Annotated in this window: 10 protein-coding genes; 5 read left to right on the forward strand and 5 right to left on the reverse strand. The window is 56.7% G+C overall.

Annotated features, from left to right (window positions below; genetic code table 11):
• Positions 1 to 56 precede the first annotated feature (56 nt).
• A complete protein-coding gene (locus P8935_RS03435; protein WP_348263617.1) occupies positions 57 to 995 on the reverse strand; it encodes a hypothetical protein in 939 nt (312 codons plus the stop codon).
• 314 nt (positions 996 to 1,309) lie between these two features.
• Positions 1,310 to 2,557: an alkaline phosphatase family protein gene (locus P8935_RS03440; protein WP_348263618.1), complete on the reverse strand. Its 1,248-nt coding sequence runs from the start codon at positions 2,555 to 2,557 to the stop codon at positions 1,310 to 1,312.
• A gap of 237 nt (positions 2,558 to 2,794) precedes the next feature.
• Between P8935_RS03440 and P8935_RS03445 the strand changes: the two genes are divergently transcribed.
• A complete protein-coding gene (locus P8935_RS03445; RefSeq protein ID WP_348263619.1) occupies positions 2,795 to 4,879 on the forward strand; it encodes a phospholipase C, phosphocholine-specific in 2,085 nt (694 codons plus the stop codon).
• A gap of 78 nt (positions 4,880 to 4,957) precedes the next feature.
• On the opposite strand, the gene mnmE is transcribed toward P8935_RS03445, so the two are convergent.
• Positions 4,958 to 6,379, reverse strand: a complete 1,422-nt coding sequence (mnmE, locus tag P8935_RS03450; protein ID WP_348263620.1) for a tRNA uridine-5-carboxymethylaminomethyl(34) synthesis GTPase MnmE — start codon at positions 6,377 to 6,379, stop codon at positions 4,958 to 4,960.
• Positions 6,380 to 6,394: 15 nt separating this feature from the next.
• On the reverse strand, positions 6,395 to 6,931 hold the full coding sequence (locus P8935_RS03455; RefSeq protein WP_348263621.1) for a hypothetical protein: 537 nt from the start codon (positions 6,929 to 6,931) through the stop codon (positions 6,395 to 6,397).
• Positions 6,932 to 7,125: 194 nt separating this feature from the next.
• Here P8935_RS03455 and P8935_RS03460 point away from each other — a divergent pair, with 194 nt between their 5' ends.
• The gene (locus P8935_RS03460) at positions 7,126 to 10,620 is read left to right on the forward strand and encodes a TonB-dependent receptor (protein ID WP_348263622.1); all 3,495 of its coding nucleotides are present in this window, start codon (positions 7,126 to 7,128) and stop codon (positions 10,618 to 10,620) included.
• Positions 10,621 to 10,783: 163 nt separating this feature from the next.
• Positions 10,784 to 12,133 (forward strand): serine hydrolase domain-containing protein, encoded by a 1,350-nt coding sequence (locus tag P8935_RS03465; RefSeq protein ID WP_348263623.1) that lies wholly within the window; start codon positions 10,784 to 10,786, stop codon positions 12,131 to 12,133.
• A gap of 32 nt (positions 12,134 to 12,165) precedes the next feature.
• Here the strand turns inward: P8935_RS03465 and P8935_RS03470 are convergent, their stop codons facing one another.
• Positions 12,166 to 13,509 carry an amidohydrolase gene (locus P8935_RS03470; RefSeq protein ID WP_348263624.1) on the reverse strand — a complete coding sequence of 448 codons (1,344 nt, stop codon included), beginning with the start codon at positions 13,507 to 13,509 and terminating at the stop codon, positions 12,166 to 12,168.
• A gap of 151 nt (positions 13,510 to 13,660) precedes the next feature.
• On the opposite strand from P8935_RS03470, the gene P8935_RS03475 reads away from it, so the two are divergent.
• Together P8935_RS03475 and P8935_RS03480 are read left to right on the forward strand one after the other, a co-directional pair.
• Positions 13,661 to 14,002 (forward strand): PadR family transcriptional regulator, encoded by a 342-nt coding sequence (locus P8935_RS03475; protein ID WP_348263625.1) that lies wholly within the window; start codon positions 13,661 to 13,663, stop codon positions 14,000 to 14,002.
• 10 nt (positions 14,003 to 14,012) lie between these two features.
• Positions 14,013 to 16,682: an ABC transporter permease gene (locus tag P8935_RS03480; protein WP_348263626.1), complete on the forward strand. Its 2,670-nt coding sequence runs from the start codon at positions 14,013 to 14,015 to the stop codon at positions 16,680 to 16,682.

Here is a 16,682-nt window from a genome sequence, read left to right on the forward strand (position 1 = left end):
TCTTGTTCCCCAACTGACTTGATGTTTCATTGGCTCAAGTAGCGTGCGTACTCTTTTCATTCGACGGCTGATTTCAATTCTGCGATGACCTTTGCTGCATCTGCAAAGTATTGCGGTCTAAGTCTCGCAATTGAGGTCCAGTAATGTCTGAAGACCGCGCCGTCACTGAACTCCGCCGACGCTTGGTACAACTGCTGATCGAGAAACTTGAGGTCGCTTGCACTCACCTTATTACCCAGAAGGACGGGCAACGTATTTTGCCCGATGAACCATGGTGAATCCGTCTGGTTGAATCGGCTAATGGTCTCTTCCATTCCGGCCGGTTCGACTAGATCCTTACGGAGACAAACCAGCGCAAAAGTCAGGTGAGGTGGAAACCAGGATCCCACTCTGGTGAGAAACTCAGCCTGCTGCACGGGCGCCTCTTCGTAAACGCAAAGAACGCTGCAATCGTCGTCGGCAATCCATCGCAGAAGTTCGTCTGGACGTTGCAGAAATAGCGTATCGGAATTGCTAATGATGAGTCTTTCTTTGCCTGCCAAGAGCGCGTGATCAGTCAATTCCAAAGAATTAATAACTTCTGAGCGGTAACGCATCGTCTTTGGATACGAGGCAAGCAGTTTTCCCACAATTTCATCTGCGTCACGGCGTCTGATTACCTTGATTCCGTCAATATGACGTTCGATGATCGCGATGTCTTCAGGCGTAAGCGAACCATCGTCATGAACGACCACGGCGATATCTGCGACGAAGCGCAACAAGGACTTGATGGCGGTAATGTACATGAAGACGTGCTTATGGCACGTCAAGGTATGAATCTCAGTTTGCGCGGCAGGATTGCATCGCAGGGGCCTTGTCGAATTCACGGGCCTGAAGTTCCGATAGAGTCTTCCCGGGCTTTCGCGCCAGCACCAGTAGAGCGCGCGGAGGCTCTTGCGAAGAGGAAAGTCGGGATTCTTCTCGTAGAACTTTCTAATGAGACTGCTGATTGCCATTGGGTGCCGTCAAGAGTGAAGTAAGCCTGCAAAGATACTGCAACTCTCATTCTAGACAGCCCTTATCAGCGCTGGGGCGACAAGTGGGCAATCCTCAGCTGATATCGAACGGGATGATTCGGCGCGGGATTCCGGCCTGAAGAGGAAGAAGGGTAACGATAATATCGTTTATTTGTATGGACGGCGAGGTCTGCGCGACCCGGTGAGAAAGATTCAGCTAAGAGCGGGTCTCGAACCGCGGAATCGCCACGCAGGAATGGGCCCAATGGCGTTCCCATTCCTGCGCACAGATTCTTAATCGCCGAGCCTGCTGCCTACTGATTCTCCGCGAAGAGATCCGTCATGACCTTGGTTGACGAATCACATGCGTGATTGAGGCAGGGCAGATCCAAACCGGCCTCTACTGATTTCAGCAGCGAGAAGTGCGTGTAAAAATTTGCACTTTGCACGCGGTGATGACCGTAGCTTGTGTCCACGGTCAATAGGACTCGGTTCGTCGTGGGTAAAATGCTGTAGTCGTTCTCGTCCCACACCACGATGATCGCACTGCGGCCATTCTTCCAGGCTTTGGATTCATGGATCGCAGTTATGAGTGTCTGTAGCTCCAGGTCGCCACGGTACATCAAGCCGGGGTTGAGACCGTCCAAAGTGCCGTTATCATCGGGATCGAACTCACATGCCGGGCCTGCATTTCCCCGACCATGCTGGTCGTTGCACTGATTGGGCGCAATGAAGGAATAGGTTGGAACGTGATCCGACGCTAGATCCGCGAAAAGGCCATGCGTACCCTCGAAGTCGACCATGTTCTTGAGGCTGAGCTTGGGGTCGAGACCTTCCTGGACGCTGGCAAAATATGCAAACGGATTATGCTTTACCGCGTAGAGAGCAACCAAATTGCTCTGCGTCTGTCCCTCGCCCGGCAGAGCTGTCGTTAGATTGTCGAGATTCGAGAAGAATCCGTCTGCGTTGTTAACCCCGTCGGCACCGTTCGGAGGCAGGCTCTCCTGGTAGCTTTTCCAGGTCAGACCTCTTTCGGCCAACTCGTCCGCAATGGTCATTCCAACCGTGTGCGTATTTGCTGCGTAACCCAATTTGCCGTCAACATCGATGACACCCGGAGGTCCGGAAGTCTCATTCGTCAGGTCGAGAACGGGCGTGGCGGCGTCGGTTCCCGCTCCGTAAATCGGGCAGATGTTCGGCGTTGGCGGAGTATCAGTCGAGACGGAACCATTTGCAAGATTAGGCGTGCAGCTAGTGTTGTGCCAGTCGGGAGCGTTGTCGGTCCGTACGCCGAAGTTTGACCCTCCCACGATTTCCAGGTAGTTCGTCAAACTTGGATGTCCGACCGCAAAATAGTTCGTCGCAGAATTCACCTGCTTCAGGTAGTTATTTGTGAAAGGCATATTGGGGTTGCCAACGACCTGGGCATAAGCGTGATTCTCCATCATGATCACAAACACGTGATCGAGATGAGGAACGCCTTTCGGGGTTGGACCCTCCTGCGCGCAAACTGTCATTGCGCATGCTTGCAGGGCCAGGAAAACTGCTGTTTTTTTGAACATGAACTCGACCTTCCTTCAGCTGGGAAAAAGAGCTAGCCGCTGCACGGTTGCTCAGCGGGCCGCTCTATGAGTTCTCGGCTCGACACATTAAAACGCCATCATGGATTTACGAAGATTCGGTTAAGATCCGAGGATTTGAGTCACGAACTTGCAATCTGGCGATCACGTTCCCGCAACAACCGGGGCATATGTTTCGTTGAGCGAATACAGAATCGCTCATTCCCTGGAGGTTCCACCGTGGCTACTGATCGCCGTTCGTTTCTTAAGCTTTTGAGTACAAGTGCGCTCTCTGCAGCATTTCCGGCGAGCATTGCTCGCGCGCTTGAGATCCCAGCCCACAACCGCACTGGCACAATCGCGGACGTCGAACATATTGTGATCCTGATGCAGGAGAATCGAGCATTCGACCACTACTTCGGCACACTCAGCGGAGTTCGCGGTTTTGACGACCCCCGTGCAGTGAAGCTTCCTAACGGAGATGCTGTCTGGTACCAGCCCGACAGTTCGGGTGGGTACGTATTGCCGTTTCATCCGGGGGCACCCAGTCTCGGCCTGCAGTTTCTGGAGGATCTCGCTCACGACTGGGATACGACTCATGGCGCGCTGAACGGGGGCAAGTTCGACCAGTGGGTGCCGCAGAAAGGCACCACGACGATGGCGCACCTCACACGAAGCGACATTCCCTTTCACTACGCTCTCGCCGACGCTTTTACCATCTGCGATGCATATCATTGCTCATTCCTTGGAGCGACCGATCCAAATCGATACCACATGTGGACGGGTTGGGTAGGAAATGATGGGAAGAACGGCGGCCCGGTTCTGGATAATGCTGAAGCCGGATATGACTGGAGCACCTACCCTGAGCGCCTGGTGAAGGCCGGCGTCTCGTGGAAGATTTATCAGGACCAGGGTGCAGGCCTGAATGCAGCGGAGTACTGGGGCTGGGGTCCGGACGCTTACATCGGCAACTATGGCGACAACTCTCTGCTTTACTTTCACCAGTATCAAAATTCTCTGCCGGGCTCGCCGCTCTTTGAAGGCGCGCTTACCGGTACAGATATAAAGGATGGCGGCACGCTCCTCGATCAATTTCGAGGTGACGTAACTGCCGGCAAATTGCCGCAGGTCTCTTGGATCGTGGCTCCGGAGGCCTACACCGAACATCCGAACTGGCCCGCAAATTACGGCGCGTGGTACATCTCTCAATTTCTTGACGTGCTTACCTCAAACCCTGATGTCTGGAGCAAGACAGCTTTCTTTCTTTGCTATGACGAGAACGATGGCTTCTTCGATCACGTTGTGCCGCCCACAGTCCCTGCTTCGCGTGCACAGGGGATTTCAACGGTCGATACCGTCAATGAATACTTCATGGGAAATGCGGAATACCCCGCGGGACCGATCGGTCTTGGCATGCGCGTGCCCATGATCGTGATCTCTCCCTGGAGCAAGGGCGGCTATGTCAATTCCGAGCTTTTTGATCACACGTCGCTCATCCGCTTCATTGAGCAGCGGTTTGGGTCGAATAATCCAGAGTTGATTGAGACCAACATCACTCCGTGGCGTCGCGCTGTCTCAGGCGACCTTACGTCTGCATTCAACTTTGCGTCTCCCAACAGCCGGACCGTATCGTTGCCAAGCACGATCGCTTACCTTCCGCCCGATACCAACCGGCATCCGGATTACAAGCCGACACCGCCGGCTAACCAGGCTCTTCCCACACAGGAACAAGGAACTCGCCCCGCTCGACCAGTACCCTACGACCTTGAGGTACATGGAAGTCCGAATTTTTCCGACGGCACATTCACGATCAACTTCGGGAACAAGGGGAAAACGGCTGTCTACCAGGTCCGTTCAGGTAACAGCAGCCTTGGACCCTGGACCTATACCGTCGGCACCGGCGCGGAAATCTTCGACACCTGGCAGATCACGGGCAACGGCCTGAATCAATACGATCTTTCCGTCAACGGGCCCAATGGATTTCTACGCTCGTTCAAGGGAAGCGTGTCTGGCGAGGGCGCATCGAATCTGGACGTTCGATCTGCGAGCGATCGGCACGGGAACGCGATCACGCTATCCGTGGTCAATCGTAGAACTGACGCTGTCACCGTGCGAGTCACCGACGCGTATACAGGCGAAGTACACACGCATACGCTGGAGGTAGGAACAGAGACGCATTGGAACCGTCCTGTCCATCAGTCGTTCGGATGGTACGACTTCATCGTAGAAGTTGCATCCGATTCATCACTTCGCTACGAACTAGCGGGACATGTGGAAACAGGACAAGAAAGCCGCACAGACCCGGGAATTGGTTCCATGATTTAGCAATCTGCCATTTGCGTTTAAGGCTTGAAAGGGGGCTCGATGGAGTCCCCCTTTTTTTGTCCGCGTTGCGCCACCTTCTTATTTTCCGATGCAGAAGGTTGAGAAGATTAAATTCAACACGTCGTCGGGGGTGGTTTGGCCGGTTAATGAATCCAGGGCCCAGAGCACACGGTAGAGGTCTAGCAAAATCATTTCGTGCGGGATGCTGTTCTCGTTGGCGCGGTCGGCGTCGGCGAGTGCGGCTCTGGCGGCGATGATCGCCTGCTGCTGGCGGAGATTGGTGAGCAGGCCGGGTTCTTCGGCAGCTCCTCCGGTGGCGAGCTCGACGATCTTTTCGCGGAGTGCTTGAATGCCCTCGCCGGTTAGCGCCGATGTTGGCACCATGGGGATGCCGAATTCGCTAGCTGTCGAATCGGCTTCCGGCATTGCTTTGCTGGGTGACACCTGATCGGCGAGATCGTGTTTGTTGATTGCCGCGAGGGCTGGACGATTGTGTAAGGCCGCGAGCAGACTGCGTTCTTCCTGGTTCAGCGATTGAGTTGCATCCAGAACCACAAGAACGAGCGCCGCATCGGCCAGCGCTTCGCGGCTGCGTGCGATGCCGAGCTGCTCTACTTCTTCGAACGTCTCGCGCAGGCCGGCTGTGTCGACAAGTTCCAGCGGAATGCCTTCGAGTGAAATTCGCTCAGACACCAGATCACGTGTGGTTCCCGGTGTCGCCGTCACGATGGCGCGGTCCCGCTCCACGAGCCGATTAAACAGCGAACTCTTTCCCGCGTTCGGACGACCCACAATGGCCATGGTGAGGCCATCATGCACAATGCGTCCACGGGCGAAGGATGTCTCGAGCGCAGCCAGCGGTGGGTTGAGTTCGGCGATACGGCGGCTGATTTCTGACTTCGGGGCGACGTCGACGTCGTCTTCAGCGAAATCGATACCTGCCTCAAGCAGCGCGATCAATTCGAGGAGGGATTGCTTGGTAGGTGCTACGCGACGGCTGAGCGCGCCGCCCATCTGGCTGGCGGCCTGTCGCGCCTGGGTGAGTGTCTGCGCATCAATCAGATCACGGACCGCTTCTGCCTGCGTTAGATCGAGTTTGCCCGCGAGGAATGCGCGCTCCGTAAACTCCCCCGGGGATGCCAGTCGAGCACCCAGATCGAGCGAGCGCCGCAACAGCATTTCGAGAACAACCGGCGATCCATGCGCTGCAATCTCCACGAGTTCATCACCCGTGTAGGAATTGGGAGCGGCGAAAAAAGTGAGTACGGCGTCATCGATCGGCTCGTTGTTCGCGTTGTTTTCATCGAGCACCTCAGCGAGGCGCGCCCGGGCGTGCTCCATCGGCTGACGAAGGCGCACAAGTTGCGCCGCGATCGATGCCGCCTGCGGCCCGCTCAGCCGCACGATGCCGATTCCGCCGCGCCCCGGAGGCGTGGAGATCGCCGCGATGGTGTCGACGATTGCGGCGGTTGCTTCCGGCACTTGCGATTCGGTGTCCATCTGAATGTCTTGATTCTATGGAACCGGGGTGGCTTGGCGCTTGCTCGAGCCGCTTGCCTCAATTTGGCGAACGTAGCGCAGGCAGATGATGAGCGGAATTGCTCCAATGATGCCGAAGCTGCAGTCGATCAGACGCCAATAAGGCGGAATCCCTCGGATCGGTCCTGCAATCAATGCCAGGGGTAGAACACCGACGCAGGCGATTACGCCGAAGGCCAATACCCATTTATTACGAACGGGATCGAGGAGAGGTCCCACGAAGACCACCGCAATCACGAGGTGGGCAAACGCTAGCCAGTCAGTCCCGTACGCCATGAAGGGATAGTCGCGATTGGTCTGCACAATTCCCTCATGCACTCGCCGCAACCAGCCGTGAAGGGCTGGTTCGCCGGCCACTGGAGCGCTCGGTGCAACGGCGAAAATCCGGTTCAGCACGCCGGTTTCGTGCTCAAGCGGAAAAGCCGTGATTCCACTCAGGATCAGACCAACGATAAACAAAACAAGCCAGATGCGAACGCGCACAAGAAGCCGGGATTGCACCGATTCAGTCATGAACACCTATATCTCAAGAGCCTATCCTACCCGCTCGCGAGTCCCCCGGCATCGGTCGTGCGGCCAGACGTCCATATTGCTACAAAAAGGTTTAAGTAGAGGAGAAAACGATATAATTCCCTCAAGTCTTTCGGCGAGAGCGAGCGTCTGTTGAGCCGTGGAAGACCCTCCTGTTTTCATAAGGTTGCTGTCCAGTGAAAAGTAAAAATGGATCTTTTGTTCTCTCTGTCTTACAGGGCTACGCAGTTCGCCTCTCTCGCTTTCTTGCTCTAGCTTTTTTCATCGCATCCGCTGGTGCAGTCGCGCAAACCGCCGTGCAGGTCGCATGGCGCGGGGTTTTGCGCAATGCTGGCGGAGCGCCCATTGCGGACGCGAAAGTTACACTCGCCACAAGTGGCCGAAAAGCGGAAGCGCGCACCGATTCCGACGGACGATTTGTCGTCCAGATGTTGCCGGCGGGAAGTTACCACTTGAGCGTGGCCACCAAGGGCAGCAAGGCCGAGTATGCTCAGCCGGTTGAGCTTGCGGCCGGCGGCCCGGAAGTTGTGCTTACATTGTCTGGCCGCGGCGAACTGACGGTTGCCGCAGTGCAGAGCAAGGGACAGACGGCCACGGGTGGCGAAGAGCTCTCGAGCCAGGCGGTGAGCGAGCTGCCGTTAAACAAGCGCGATTTCAGCTCGCTGCTGCTGTTGGCGGCCGGCACTATGACCGACTCGAATGGCGCAACCAACTTCACAGCACAGTTCGCTATCAACGGTCAGCGCGGCGTTGAGGCCACTTTCGCAATGGATGGGGCGGATATCAGCGACCCCGAGATGGGCGGCGCTACCTTTTCCAACTTCAACGTGGACGCAGTAGAAGGAATCGATTCGAGTTCCGGCTGGATGCCGGCAGAGATCGGGCGCGGCGCGGCGGGTTTCACCAATATTCATACCCGTTCGGGCGCGAGCGGATTTCATGGCTCATTCTTCGAATTCGTGCGCAACTCCGCTTTTGACGCGCGCAATTATTTCGATCATGCGACACCCGCCTATCCGGGACGCATCCCGCCCTTCCGGCGAAACGAATTCGGCTTCACGAATGGCGGACCGGTCTACATCCCGCACGTTTACGATGGCCGCAAGCGGACCTTTTATTTCACCCAGTTCCAGGGCTTTCGCCAGGTGCTCGGGACGACGCAGGTAATGCCTGTGCCTTCGTCATCGGAGCGTCCCCAGGCGGGAAGTAACTATGTCAACCATGTGATCGTTTATCCGGATAAGAGCGTAGACACTCTTGCCCTGCCCGTCGATCCCTCGATTGCGGCGATCCTTGCACGGTATCCTCTGCCCAATCTCGCGACCGGTTCTTTCGGCGTCAACACCTATGCGACGGCATCGAAAGTTGATACTAACGCCGATCAATTCTCAATCCGAATTGATCACAACTTCACAGAGAAGGACAAGTTTTTTGCCCGGTTCAACTACGACAACCTGTCGGGTCCAACCACAAATCCAGACCAGACAGCAATTGATCCGCGATTCGGAGTCCAGTACAACGATCACCAACGCAATGTTGCGGGCACGTATACTCGTTCGATCTCGCCGCACCTGATCCTCGAATCGATGATCAATATCACCCGCACAAGTCCCGGCTTTCCTACGACCGACTACACCGATCCAGCCGTGAAGTTCAATGACGGCCTGTTTGAGGCATTCAATAGTGCTGCTGGTTCGGTCATGCAGGCATACGGCAACCTCTTCCAGGGCTACCAATCGGTGTCGTACTCAAAGGGCAGCCACTCATTCCGGGCAGGATTTGAAACAAGGATCAATCGCGACACCACATACTTTGGCATCGCTCCGAACGGCGAATATGATTTCGGCGGAGGCACTGCGTATGCCACGACGAATATAACCTCCGCGAGTGGAACTCACGATATTCATGTTGGTGATGCGTTGCCCGACACTTTTTCCAGCTTCATTACTGGAAGTCCGTTCGTCTATACCGTCGCACTCCCTCCCACATTTTCTTCCGGCGGGCAGCACATCGGTCCTGCCGCGATCAACAGGGAAGACTATAACGCGTGGGTACAGGACACCTGGAAGGTCACTCCCAGGCTGACGCTCGATTACGGCGTTCGCTGGGAAGTCTACACTCCCATCTCCGAGCGTGCCCATCGCACCGGGCGCTTCCGCTCGGTTGATGGGCAAACGCAGTATTTAATAAATCCTCAGCCCGGCTACAAAACCGATTGGAACGGCTGGGGACCGCGCATTCAAGCGGCTTGGCAAGCGACACCCAAAATCACAGCGCATATTGGCGGAGCCGTTACCGTGATTCCGCCGAATATCTGGCAGGATAACTTTCTTACTGGCTCGACGCCCTACGTGATCTATCCCCGTCGTGTTTCGTCTTCCGCGGCGCCGTTCAGTTATGGCTACCAGATATTGCCTTCACAGTTGCCCGATGTCTACACGCCCGGCGGCACTAACATCTTTGCAAACAACACTCCCAAATCCGTTCCGTCGAACACGGTGATGGATGTAGACCGCTATCAGCGGGACCTTGCAGCGTTGACTGATTCGACCAGCATTACCCCTCTCAATTTATCTGGCGTCAATCCGGCATTCGGCATTGGCAGGCTCTTTACCTGGACGGTCGGCGCGGAACGGAAGTTCGGCAATTTGACTGCCGATGCGGCGTACGTTGGAACCGCAGCGCAGCACTTGCCCCGTTACGGCTTTCCGAACGCCTACCCCGGAGCAACCGCGGAATTCGCCAAAGATACAAAGTTCGACAGTGCGGGGAACGTGATCGGCGGATTTGGGGTTGAGAACGTGATTTTCAACGATTCGCACTCCAGTTATCACGCGCTACAAACCTCGCTGTCGGGTACTGTGGGTCACTCCGGTCCGGGAATTCAGGCGGGCTACACCTGGGGCAAATCCATCGATAACACGAGCCTCGTACTTGGCGGAACCGGGTCAACTGGAGCAGTAGCTTCCGGCTTCTCGCAGAATCCACTAAATACACATGCTGAGAAGGCAGTATCGAATTTCGATGTCACACATGGATTCAGCATCAGCGCCGCTCAGGACCTCCATCTGTCGAGCATCAAATACATCGATGCGGCTCCCAGGGTGATCACCAACGGCTGGGAGATGCTGGTGATCGCAAGCATCAACTCTGGATCTCCATTTACGGTTTACTCCGGAATCCAGCAGACTGGGGCGGGGTCGAACGGCGTCGATCGACCAAATCAGATTGCGAAGCCTCAGCTCTCCACAGCACGCAAAGACCGCGCAGACTACTTTGGTCATGGCGGAGGCGATGGTCCTGACTTCTTCAGCATTCCCGTGTTCCAGCCTGGCGGCACCGGGCCTAACCAGGGGTTGTTCGGGACGCTCGGGCGCAATTCTTTCCGTGGTCCGGCTTTCTACAACTATGACTTTGCATTTATCAAAGACACGCCACTAGGGCGTCGAGCCAGCGGAGCCGAGAGGATGGGCCTGCAATTCCGAAGCGAATTCTTCAATCTCTTCAACATTGTGAACATGGGTCTGCCTGCAAACATCCTGGGCGTTTCAACAAACACGACAGGCGGCGTGCCCTCAGCTGTCATCAGCCGCACGAATGGATTCGGGCAGATCAGCAAGACTGCTGGTACGTCGCGCCAGATCCAATTCTCACTTAAGTTAATTTATTAGCGATAAGCAGGCCGGGTGGTCCAGAGTACCGCCCGGTGCTGCCGTGCTTCAGGCGGCAACCGCCCTCTGCTATAAAGGACTGGCATTTACGGCTGGCAATCATTGCGCTGCGAACTTGTCGCGATTGCGCTCGTAACAGTATTGCTGGCCGCGGGGAGAACTCATGAGACACGCCTCGTCCCTATCCGCATTTCGAGCCGTTTCTGTGGCGGCTATGCTTGCGTTCAGTACATGCCTGTCCATTGCGCAGCAGAGCGCGAAGCCGGCACCGAACTATCCGCTCGATCTAAACGTTGTAAAGCCGGAGACCGTTGGATTTTCTTCAGAGCGCCTTGAGCGGTTGCACGCAATGATGCAGCAGGCGGTCGATCAAAAGCAGCTCGCCGGCGTCGTCACGATCCTTGCCCGCCACGGGAAAGTTATCGATTACAGGACCTATGGTTATCGTGACGTTGCGGCCAGCGCACCGATGACCAAGGATGTCATCTTCCGCGATTTTTCGATGACGAAGCCCGTGACCGGTGTGGCCATGATGATCCTCTACGAACAGGGAAAGTGGCTGCCCTCAGACCCCATCTCCAAATTCATACCTGAATTCGCGCACCTGAAGGTCTACAAAGGCGTAGACTCCAGCGGAAACCTTATCTTGACGGATCCAGATCATCCTCCCACCATGCGCGAACTGATGACGCACACGGCTGGATTCACGTACGGATTTTTCGGCGACACTCCCGTCGACAAGATGTATCGCGACGCGAACCTCCTGGCTTCGGCCAATCTGCAGGAGTTCATCGACAAGCTGGCCAAGATCCCGCTGCTCTATCAGCCCGGCCAAGGATGGACCTACAGCATGTCCATGGATGTCCAGGGTTACATTGTCGAAAAGCTTTCCGGCAAATCGCTCCCTGATTTCGTGCGCGACAACATCTATGTGCCACTTGAAATGCGCGATGCCGGCTTTTTCGTTCCTGCTGACAAGCGCAGCCGATTCTCAGTGCTCTATCGTAGCAGCCCAACCGGAGAGTTGGTTGCGGATCCCAGCGCCAGCCACAGATCAGGCGATTACGATGTGCAGCCGACGATGCCTTCAGGCGGAGGCGGCATGGTCTCTACGGCGGAGGATTATTACCGCTTCGCGACCATGCTTCTGAATAGCGGCGAGCTGGACGGCAAGCGAATTTTGTCGCCCGCGACGGTCAAACTGATGACCTCGAACCATGTTCCCACGGAGTTGCTCACCGGCAAGTTCGGCATTGGCTCCCAGGTGATGAGGCCAGGGTTTGGCTATGGGTATGACTGCGCAGTTGTCTTCGATCCGCCTGAAGCCAATCTCCCCGACGGCAAAGGAACGTTTTTCTGGGACGGCGCCGCGGGCACGTGGTTCTGGGTCGATCCCGTCAACGATATTGTGTTCGTTGGGATGATCCAGCGGATGATGAGCCCGGACAACGGAAGGCTGGAGTACAGCGCACACGCGGTCGTCGACCAGGCTCTCGTGGATCCGTCAAAATAGACAGCTCAGGCGATTATCGATGGACGAAGTTACTACTTCAGCAGGTCGAGCGCCATCGCCGTCATCGCTGTTACTCCCGTCTCGATTGCGGGTGCATAGACCGGAGCAAACAAAGCGGAGTGCAGACTCGGCAGCGAAACGCCTGTCTTCTTGCTTTCCGCCAGCTTGCTGGCATCGGCTGCTCCCAGCCAATACATCACGCCGGGGATTTTCCCGTCTAGGGTGAACAGTCCCACGTCTTCGCTGCCCATCACAGCTTTGGCTTCCTCAACGCGGCCCTTTCCCAACGCTGCCACTGCCGATGCACGCAGACGTTCCGCGAGCGCAGGATCGTTGAAGGTCTCCGGCGTGCTCTCGCCCAGCGTCACCACCGGCATGCGGTCCTCGGGGATGCCGTACGACTCGGCGAGACCTTTTGCAGTGCGGCGAATGTCCGCGATTATCGCGTCACGCACCGCAGGCGAGTAGGTCCGCAGCGAAATTCCCAATTGCACTTCGTCGGGAATGATGTTGTTCTTCGTCCCACCGTGAATTGTGCCCACCGTCAACACCGCTGGTTGCTGCGGATCAATCTGGCGGCTGACGATGGTCTGGGCCACCAGCACGAACTCCGCAGCCAGCACGATCGGGTCTTTTCCAGCTTCGGGTCGTGAGCCGTGGCCGCCAATCCCACGCATCGTGACAGTGATTCCGTTGGAGCTCGCGAGCAGCGGGCCGCCTTTGATGGAGATGGATCCCGCCGCTACGTCATTGGAATCGTGCTCCGCTACCACGAAGTCGGGACGCCCGAAACGCCCGTACAGACCGTCCGCCAGCATTGCTTTAGAGCCGTCAATCATCTCTTCTGAGGGTTGACCGATGAGCATCAAGGTTCCATGCCACTGGCTCTTGCGTTCCGCCAATTCACGCGCAGCGCCCAGCAGAACCGTCATATGGATGTCGTGTCCGCACGCGTGCATCACGCCTACGTCCTGCCCTTGCGCATTGGTCGAGCGCACTTTCGATGCGTAATCGAGACCGGTCTTTTCTTCCACGGGTAGTGCATCCATATCGGCGCGAATCAGCACGCGCGGTCCGGCGCCATTCTGCAACATGGCCACTACGCCGTACGCTTGTGAGCCATCCGGATACTTGCCTACGCGCTCCGTTACGGTGTATCCCAGCTTGCGCAGTTCTCCCGCGACAAATGCGGATGTCTTTTCTTCGTGGTGCGATAGCTCGGGATTGCGATGCAGGTGCTTGTAAGTCTCGGTCAGTGCCGGCAACTGCCGTTTGGCCGAAGCTGCAAGGTCTGATGGTGCAGAGCCTACGTTCTGCGCCACTAACGCACAGGGTGCCACCACCGTTGCCACAAGCACTGAGAGAGTTCGCCTCATGCTTCAAAGCCTCCACAAGAATCTTCGGCGAGCCTAACATGTTAATCTGACAGCGTCTCGAGTTCAAATTCTCTCACTGAAAAATCTTCCTATTGCATTCCCATAGAAACCGGCGTACATTGCTCCTATTGCTTGGCAAGAGGAGCAGACAATGGGCGACAAAACCGATGTTTGGCAGGGCACGCTGGCCTTGATGATTCTGAAAACACTTGAGACTATGGGCCCGCAACATGGGTATGGGCTCGCTCGCCGTATCGAGCAGACCAGCGGCGATCTGCTCCAGCTCAACTACGGCACGCTCTATCCGGCCCTGCTGAAGCTTGAGCAGGAGGGATACGTTCGCTCCGAGTGGGGCACCTCCGATAACAACCGCAAAGCGAAGTTCTACGAACTGACCAAAGCCGGCCACAAGCAGGTGCGCAAGGCGGCAGCCGAGTGGGAGCAGGCGACTGAAATTCTTTCGCGCTTTCTGACTCCCGCCGAAGGCGCATAGCGGAGAACGTATGAGTACCCTGCCAGCAAAATTTCGTGCCTTCTGGCGCCGGCTTCATGGCACGCTGCGTACCGGAGATGCCGCGCACGACTTCGATGCGGAACTCGAAGCGCATGTCGCGATGGATGCGGCGGCGGGCATTGAGGCTGGCCTTTCTCCAACAGAGGCCCGTCGTCAGGCGCTGCTGCGGCTCGGCGGTGCGGAACAAACACGACAGGCTTACCGCGAGCGGCGCGGTCTGCTGTGGATAGAAAACTTCTCTCAGGACCTTCGCTACGGCCTTCGCACATTACGTCGGACGCCAGGCTTCACCGTGACGGCCGTGCTTACGCTGGGTCTCGGCATTGGAGCGTGTACGGCGATCTTCAGTCTCGTGAATGCCGTGCTCATTCGCTCACTGCCTTACGGAGATCCTCAGCGTCTCGTTTATCTGTTTACTCCAAATCCAAATCTGAAAATTCCGCCCGAAGTGATCTGTCCGCGCTACGGCGATTTTTATGACATCAAGCGCGAGAATAAATCGTTCGCAGACATGACTTCGTACGAGCAGGCCTTGTTCAAAGTCCCGATCCAGGGAGCGACGGAGACGGTCGAAGCAGCGCGCGTAGATGAAGGCTTTTTTTCAACGCTCCAGTCCACGCCGGAACTGGGCCGCACGATCAACGCCGATGACAATCAACCCGGCCACTCGAAGGTTGCCGTCATCAGCCATTCGCTTTGGGTGTCGATGTTCGGGGCGAACGCAGACGTCCTGAAGCGCTCGCTGCAACTTGATAACGCGATGTATCAGATTATCGGCGTGATGCCCCCCAAGTTCGAGTACCCGTTCAACTCGGATCTGCCCTACGGAAACCCGCACATTGTCTCCACGCGAATCTGGGTACCGCTCGCGTTGACGCCGAAGCAGAAGGCGGATCGTGACATCGATGACAATGTAGCCGTTGCGCGCCTGCGCCCAGGAGTATCCATCGAGCAGGCGCAGTCAGAGTTTGGCACGATGATGGCTCGTTTCAACCGCCTGTATCCCGGTCAGCTTGGCGATTGGGGCGCGCTGGTGGAGAGCTTCACGGGACTCTCGATTGGCCCGGTGCGACCGCTGATGAATCTGCTGCTCGGCACTGTCGCCCTCGTGCTTCTGATTGCCTGCGGAAACGCCGCCAATCTGCTGCTGGCGCGCGCGGCTGAGCGTGGTCGCGAGTTGAGCGTGCGTTCCGCGCTTGGCGCTGGCCGCGGCCGAATGGTACGGCAGCTTCTGACCGAATCGCTGCTGATTGGGATCGGTGGCTGCGCGGTCGGTATGATGCTTGCGTTTATCTTCCTGCGCGTGCTGCCGCGTCTCGATCCCGGCAACATTCCGCGACTGAATGAAGCCTCTCTTGACGGGCGTGTGCTGCTGGTCGCAATCGTGGCTTCAATGTTGACAAGCATGATCGCCGGCCTGTTGCCCGCTGCGAGTGCCTCGCGTATGCAACTCACAGACTTTCTGAAGTCGCACAACGGACCGGGGAGATCAGCGGGACACAGCCGTTTGCAGAGCGCGTTGATCGTCGCGCAAACCGCCATGGTTGTGGTGCTGCTTGCTGGCGCCGGCTTGCTGATGCGCAGTTACATCAACGTCATCTCGGTGGATACGGGCTTTTCGCAGTCCACGTTGACCATGAACATCGCGCTCGGCGACCGCTACGACCAGCCACAGTCAGGTCGCGCAGCCTACTTAAAAAGCATCCTCGAGAAGATCAGCAAACTTCCAGGAGTGATTTCAGCTGGCGCGGTCAGTGACCTGCCGTTGGCGAAGAGCGAGAGCCTTTCCACTTTCAGGATTGATGGCTTCGCAAACCAGAAAGGTCAGATCGTCGAAGCACGATCGATTACGCCCAACTATTTTGACGCGATGCAAATCCCGCTCATCGCTGGACGATACTTCAGTGAAAGCGACGATCCGGGTCCCGCGCATCCCGTCATCATCAACGAGCGATTTGCCCGGACCTACTTTTCCAATCGCAATCCGATTGGCGGGCGGATCAGCACGGACGAAAAGCAGGCGCAATGGGGCACGGTGGTCGGCGTTGTTGCTGACGTACGCCACACAAGCCTGGAAGAGGAGCCGCAGGCACAGATGTACAGCCCGAGCTACGATACGCGCGAGAACTCGCTCGCCGTGCGGTCGTCGCTTCCACCCGCGGTGATGGTTAATGAAATTCGTTCGGCATTGAAGACGACCGATCCAGATGTAACATTTTCCGATGTCCGCACCATGGGCGACCTGGTCTCGCTCGCAAGTGCGCGACGGCGGTTCCAGACATCGCTTCTCGTGGCGTTCGCCGCCATCGCATTGGTGCTGGCGCTGGTGGGCCTCTACGGTCTGATGGCATTCTCAGTGAACCGGCGCATGCGCGAAGTGGGCATCCGCATGGCGCTCGGAGCAGAGCGCGGCGATGTCCTGCTCCTGATTCTGAAGAACGCTTCTGTGCTCGTGGTCAGCGGACTTTTTACAGGGTTGTTCTGCACGTGGCTCATCACGCGTTTGCTCAAGTCATTTCTCTTCGGAGTAAGCGAACACGATCCATTGACAGTGATTTCTATATCTGTGCTGCTTGTTGTCTGCGGGCTGGTTGCTGCGCTTGTCCCAGCTCGTCGTGCGGCATCCATCGACCCGATGCAGGCGTTGCGTACCGAATAG

It is taken from the genome of Telmatobacter sp. DSM 110680, from assembly GCF_039994875.1.
Taxonomy (GTDB): domain Bacteria; phylum Acidobacteriota; class Terriglobia; order Terriglobales; family Acidobacteriaceae; genus Telmatobacter.

Excerpts from the sequence above, each read along its gene's own strand:
- P8935_RS03440 (WP_348263618.1), bottom strand. The coding sequence starts at position 2,557 with ATGTTCAAAAAAACAGCAGTTTTCCTGGCCCTGCAAGCATGCGCAATG.
- P8935_RS03470 (WP_348263624.1), bottom strand. The coding sequence starts at position 13,509 with ATGAGGCGAACTCTCTCAGTGCTTGTGGCAACGGTGGTGGCACCCTGT.
- mnmE (WP_348263620.1), bottom strand. The coding sequence starts at position 6,379 with ATGGACACCGAATCGCAAGTGCCGGAAGCAACCGCCGCAATCGTCGAC.
- P8935_RS03435 (WP_348263617.1), bottom strand. The coding sequence starts at position 995 with ATGGCAATCAGCAGTCTCATTAGAAAGTTCTACGAGAAGAATCCCGAC.
- P8935_RS03465 (WP_348263623.1), top strand. The coding sequence starts at position 10,784 with ATGAGACACGCCTCGTCCCTATCCGCATTTCGAGCCGTTTCTGTGGCG.
- P8935_RS03475 (WP_348263625.1), top strand. The coding sequence starts at position 13,661 with ATGGGCGACAAAACCGATGTTTGGCAGGGCACGCTGGCCTTGATGATT.
- P8935_RS03480 (WP_348263626.1), top strand. The coding sequence starts at position 14,013 with ATGAGTACCCTGCCAGCAAAATTTCGTGCCTTCTGGCGCCGGCTTCAT.
- P8935_RS03455 (WP_348263621.1), bottom strand. The coding sequence starts at position 6,931 with ATGACTGAATCGGTGCAATCCCGGCTTCTTGTGCGCGTTCGCATCTGG.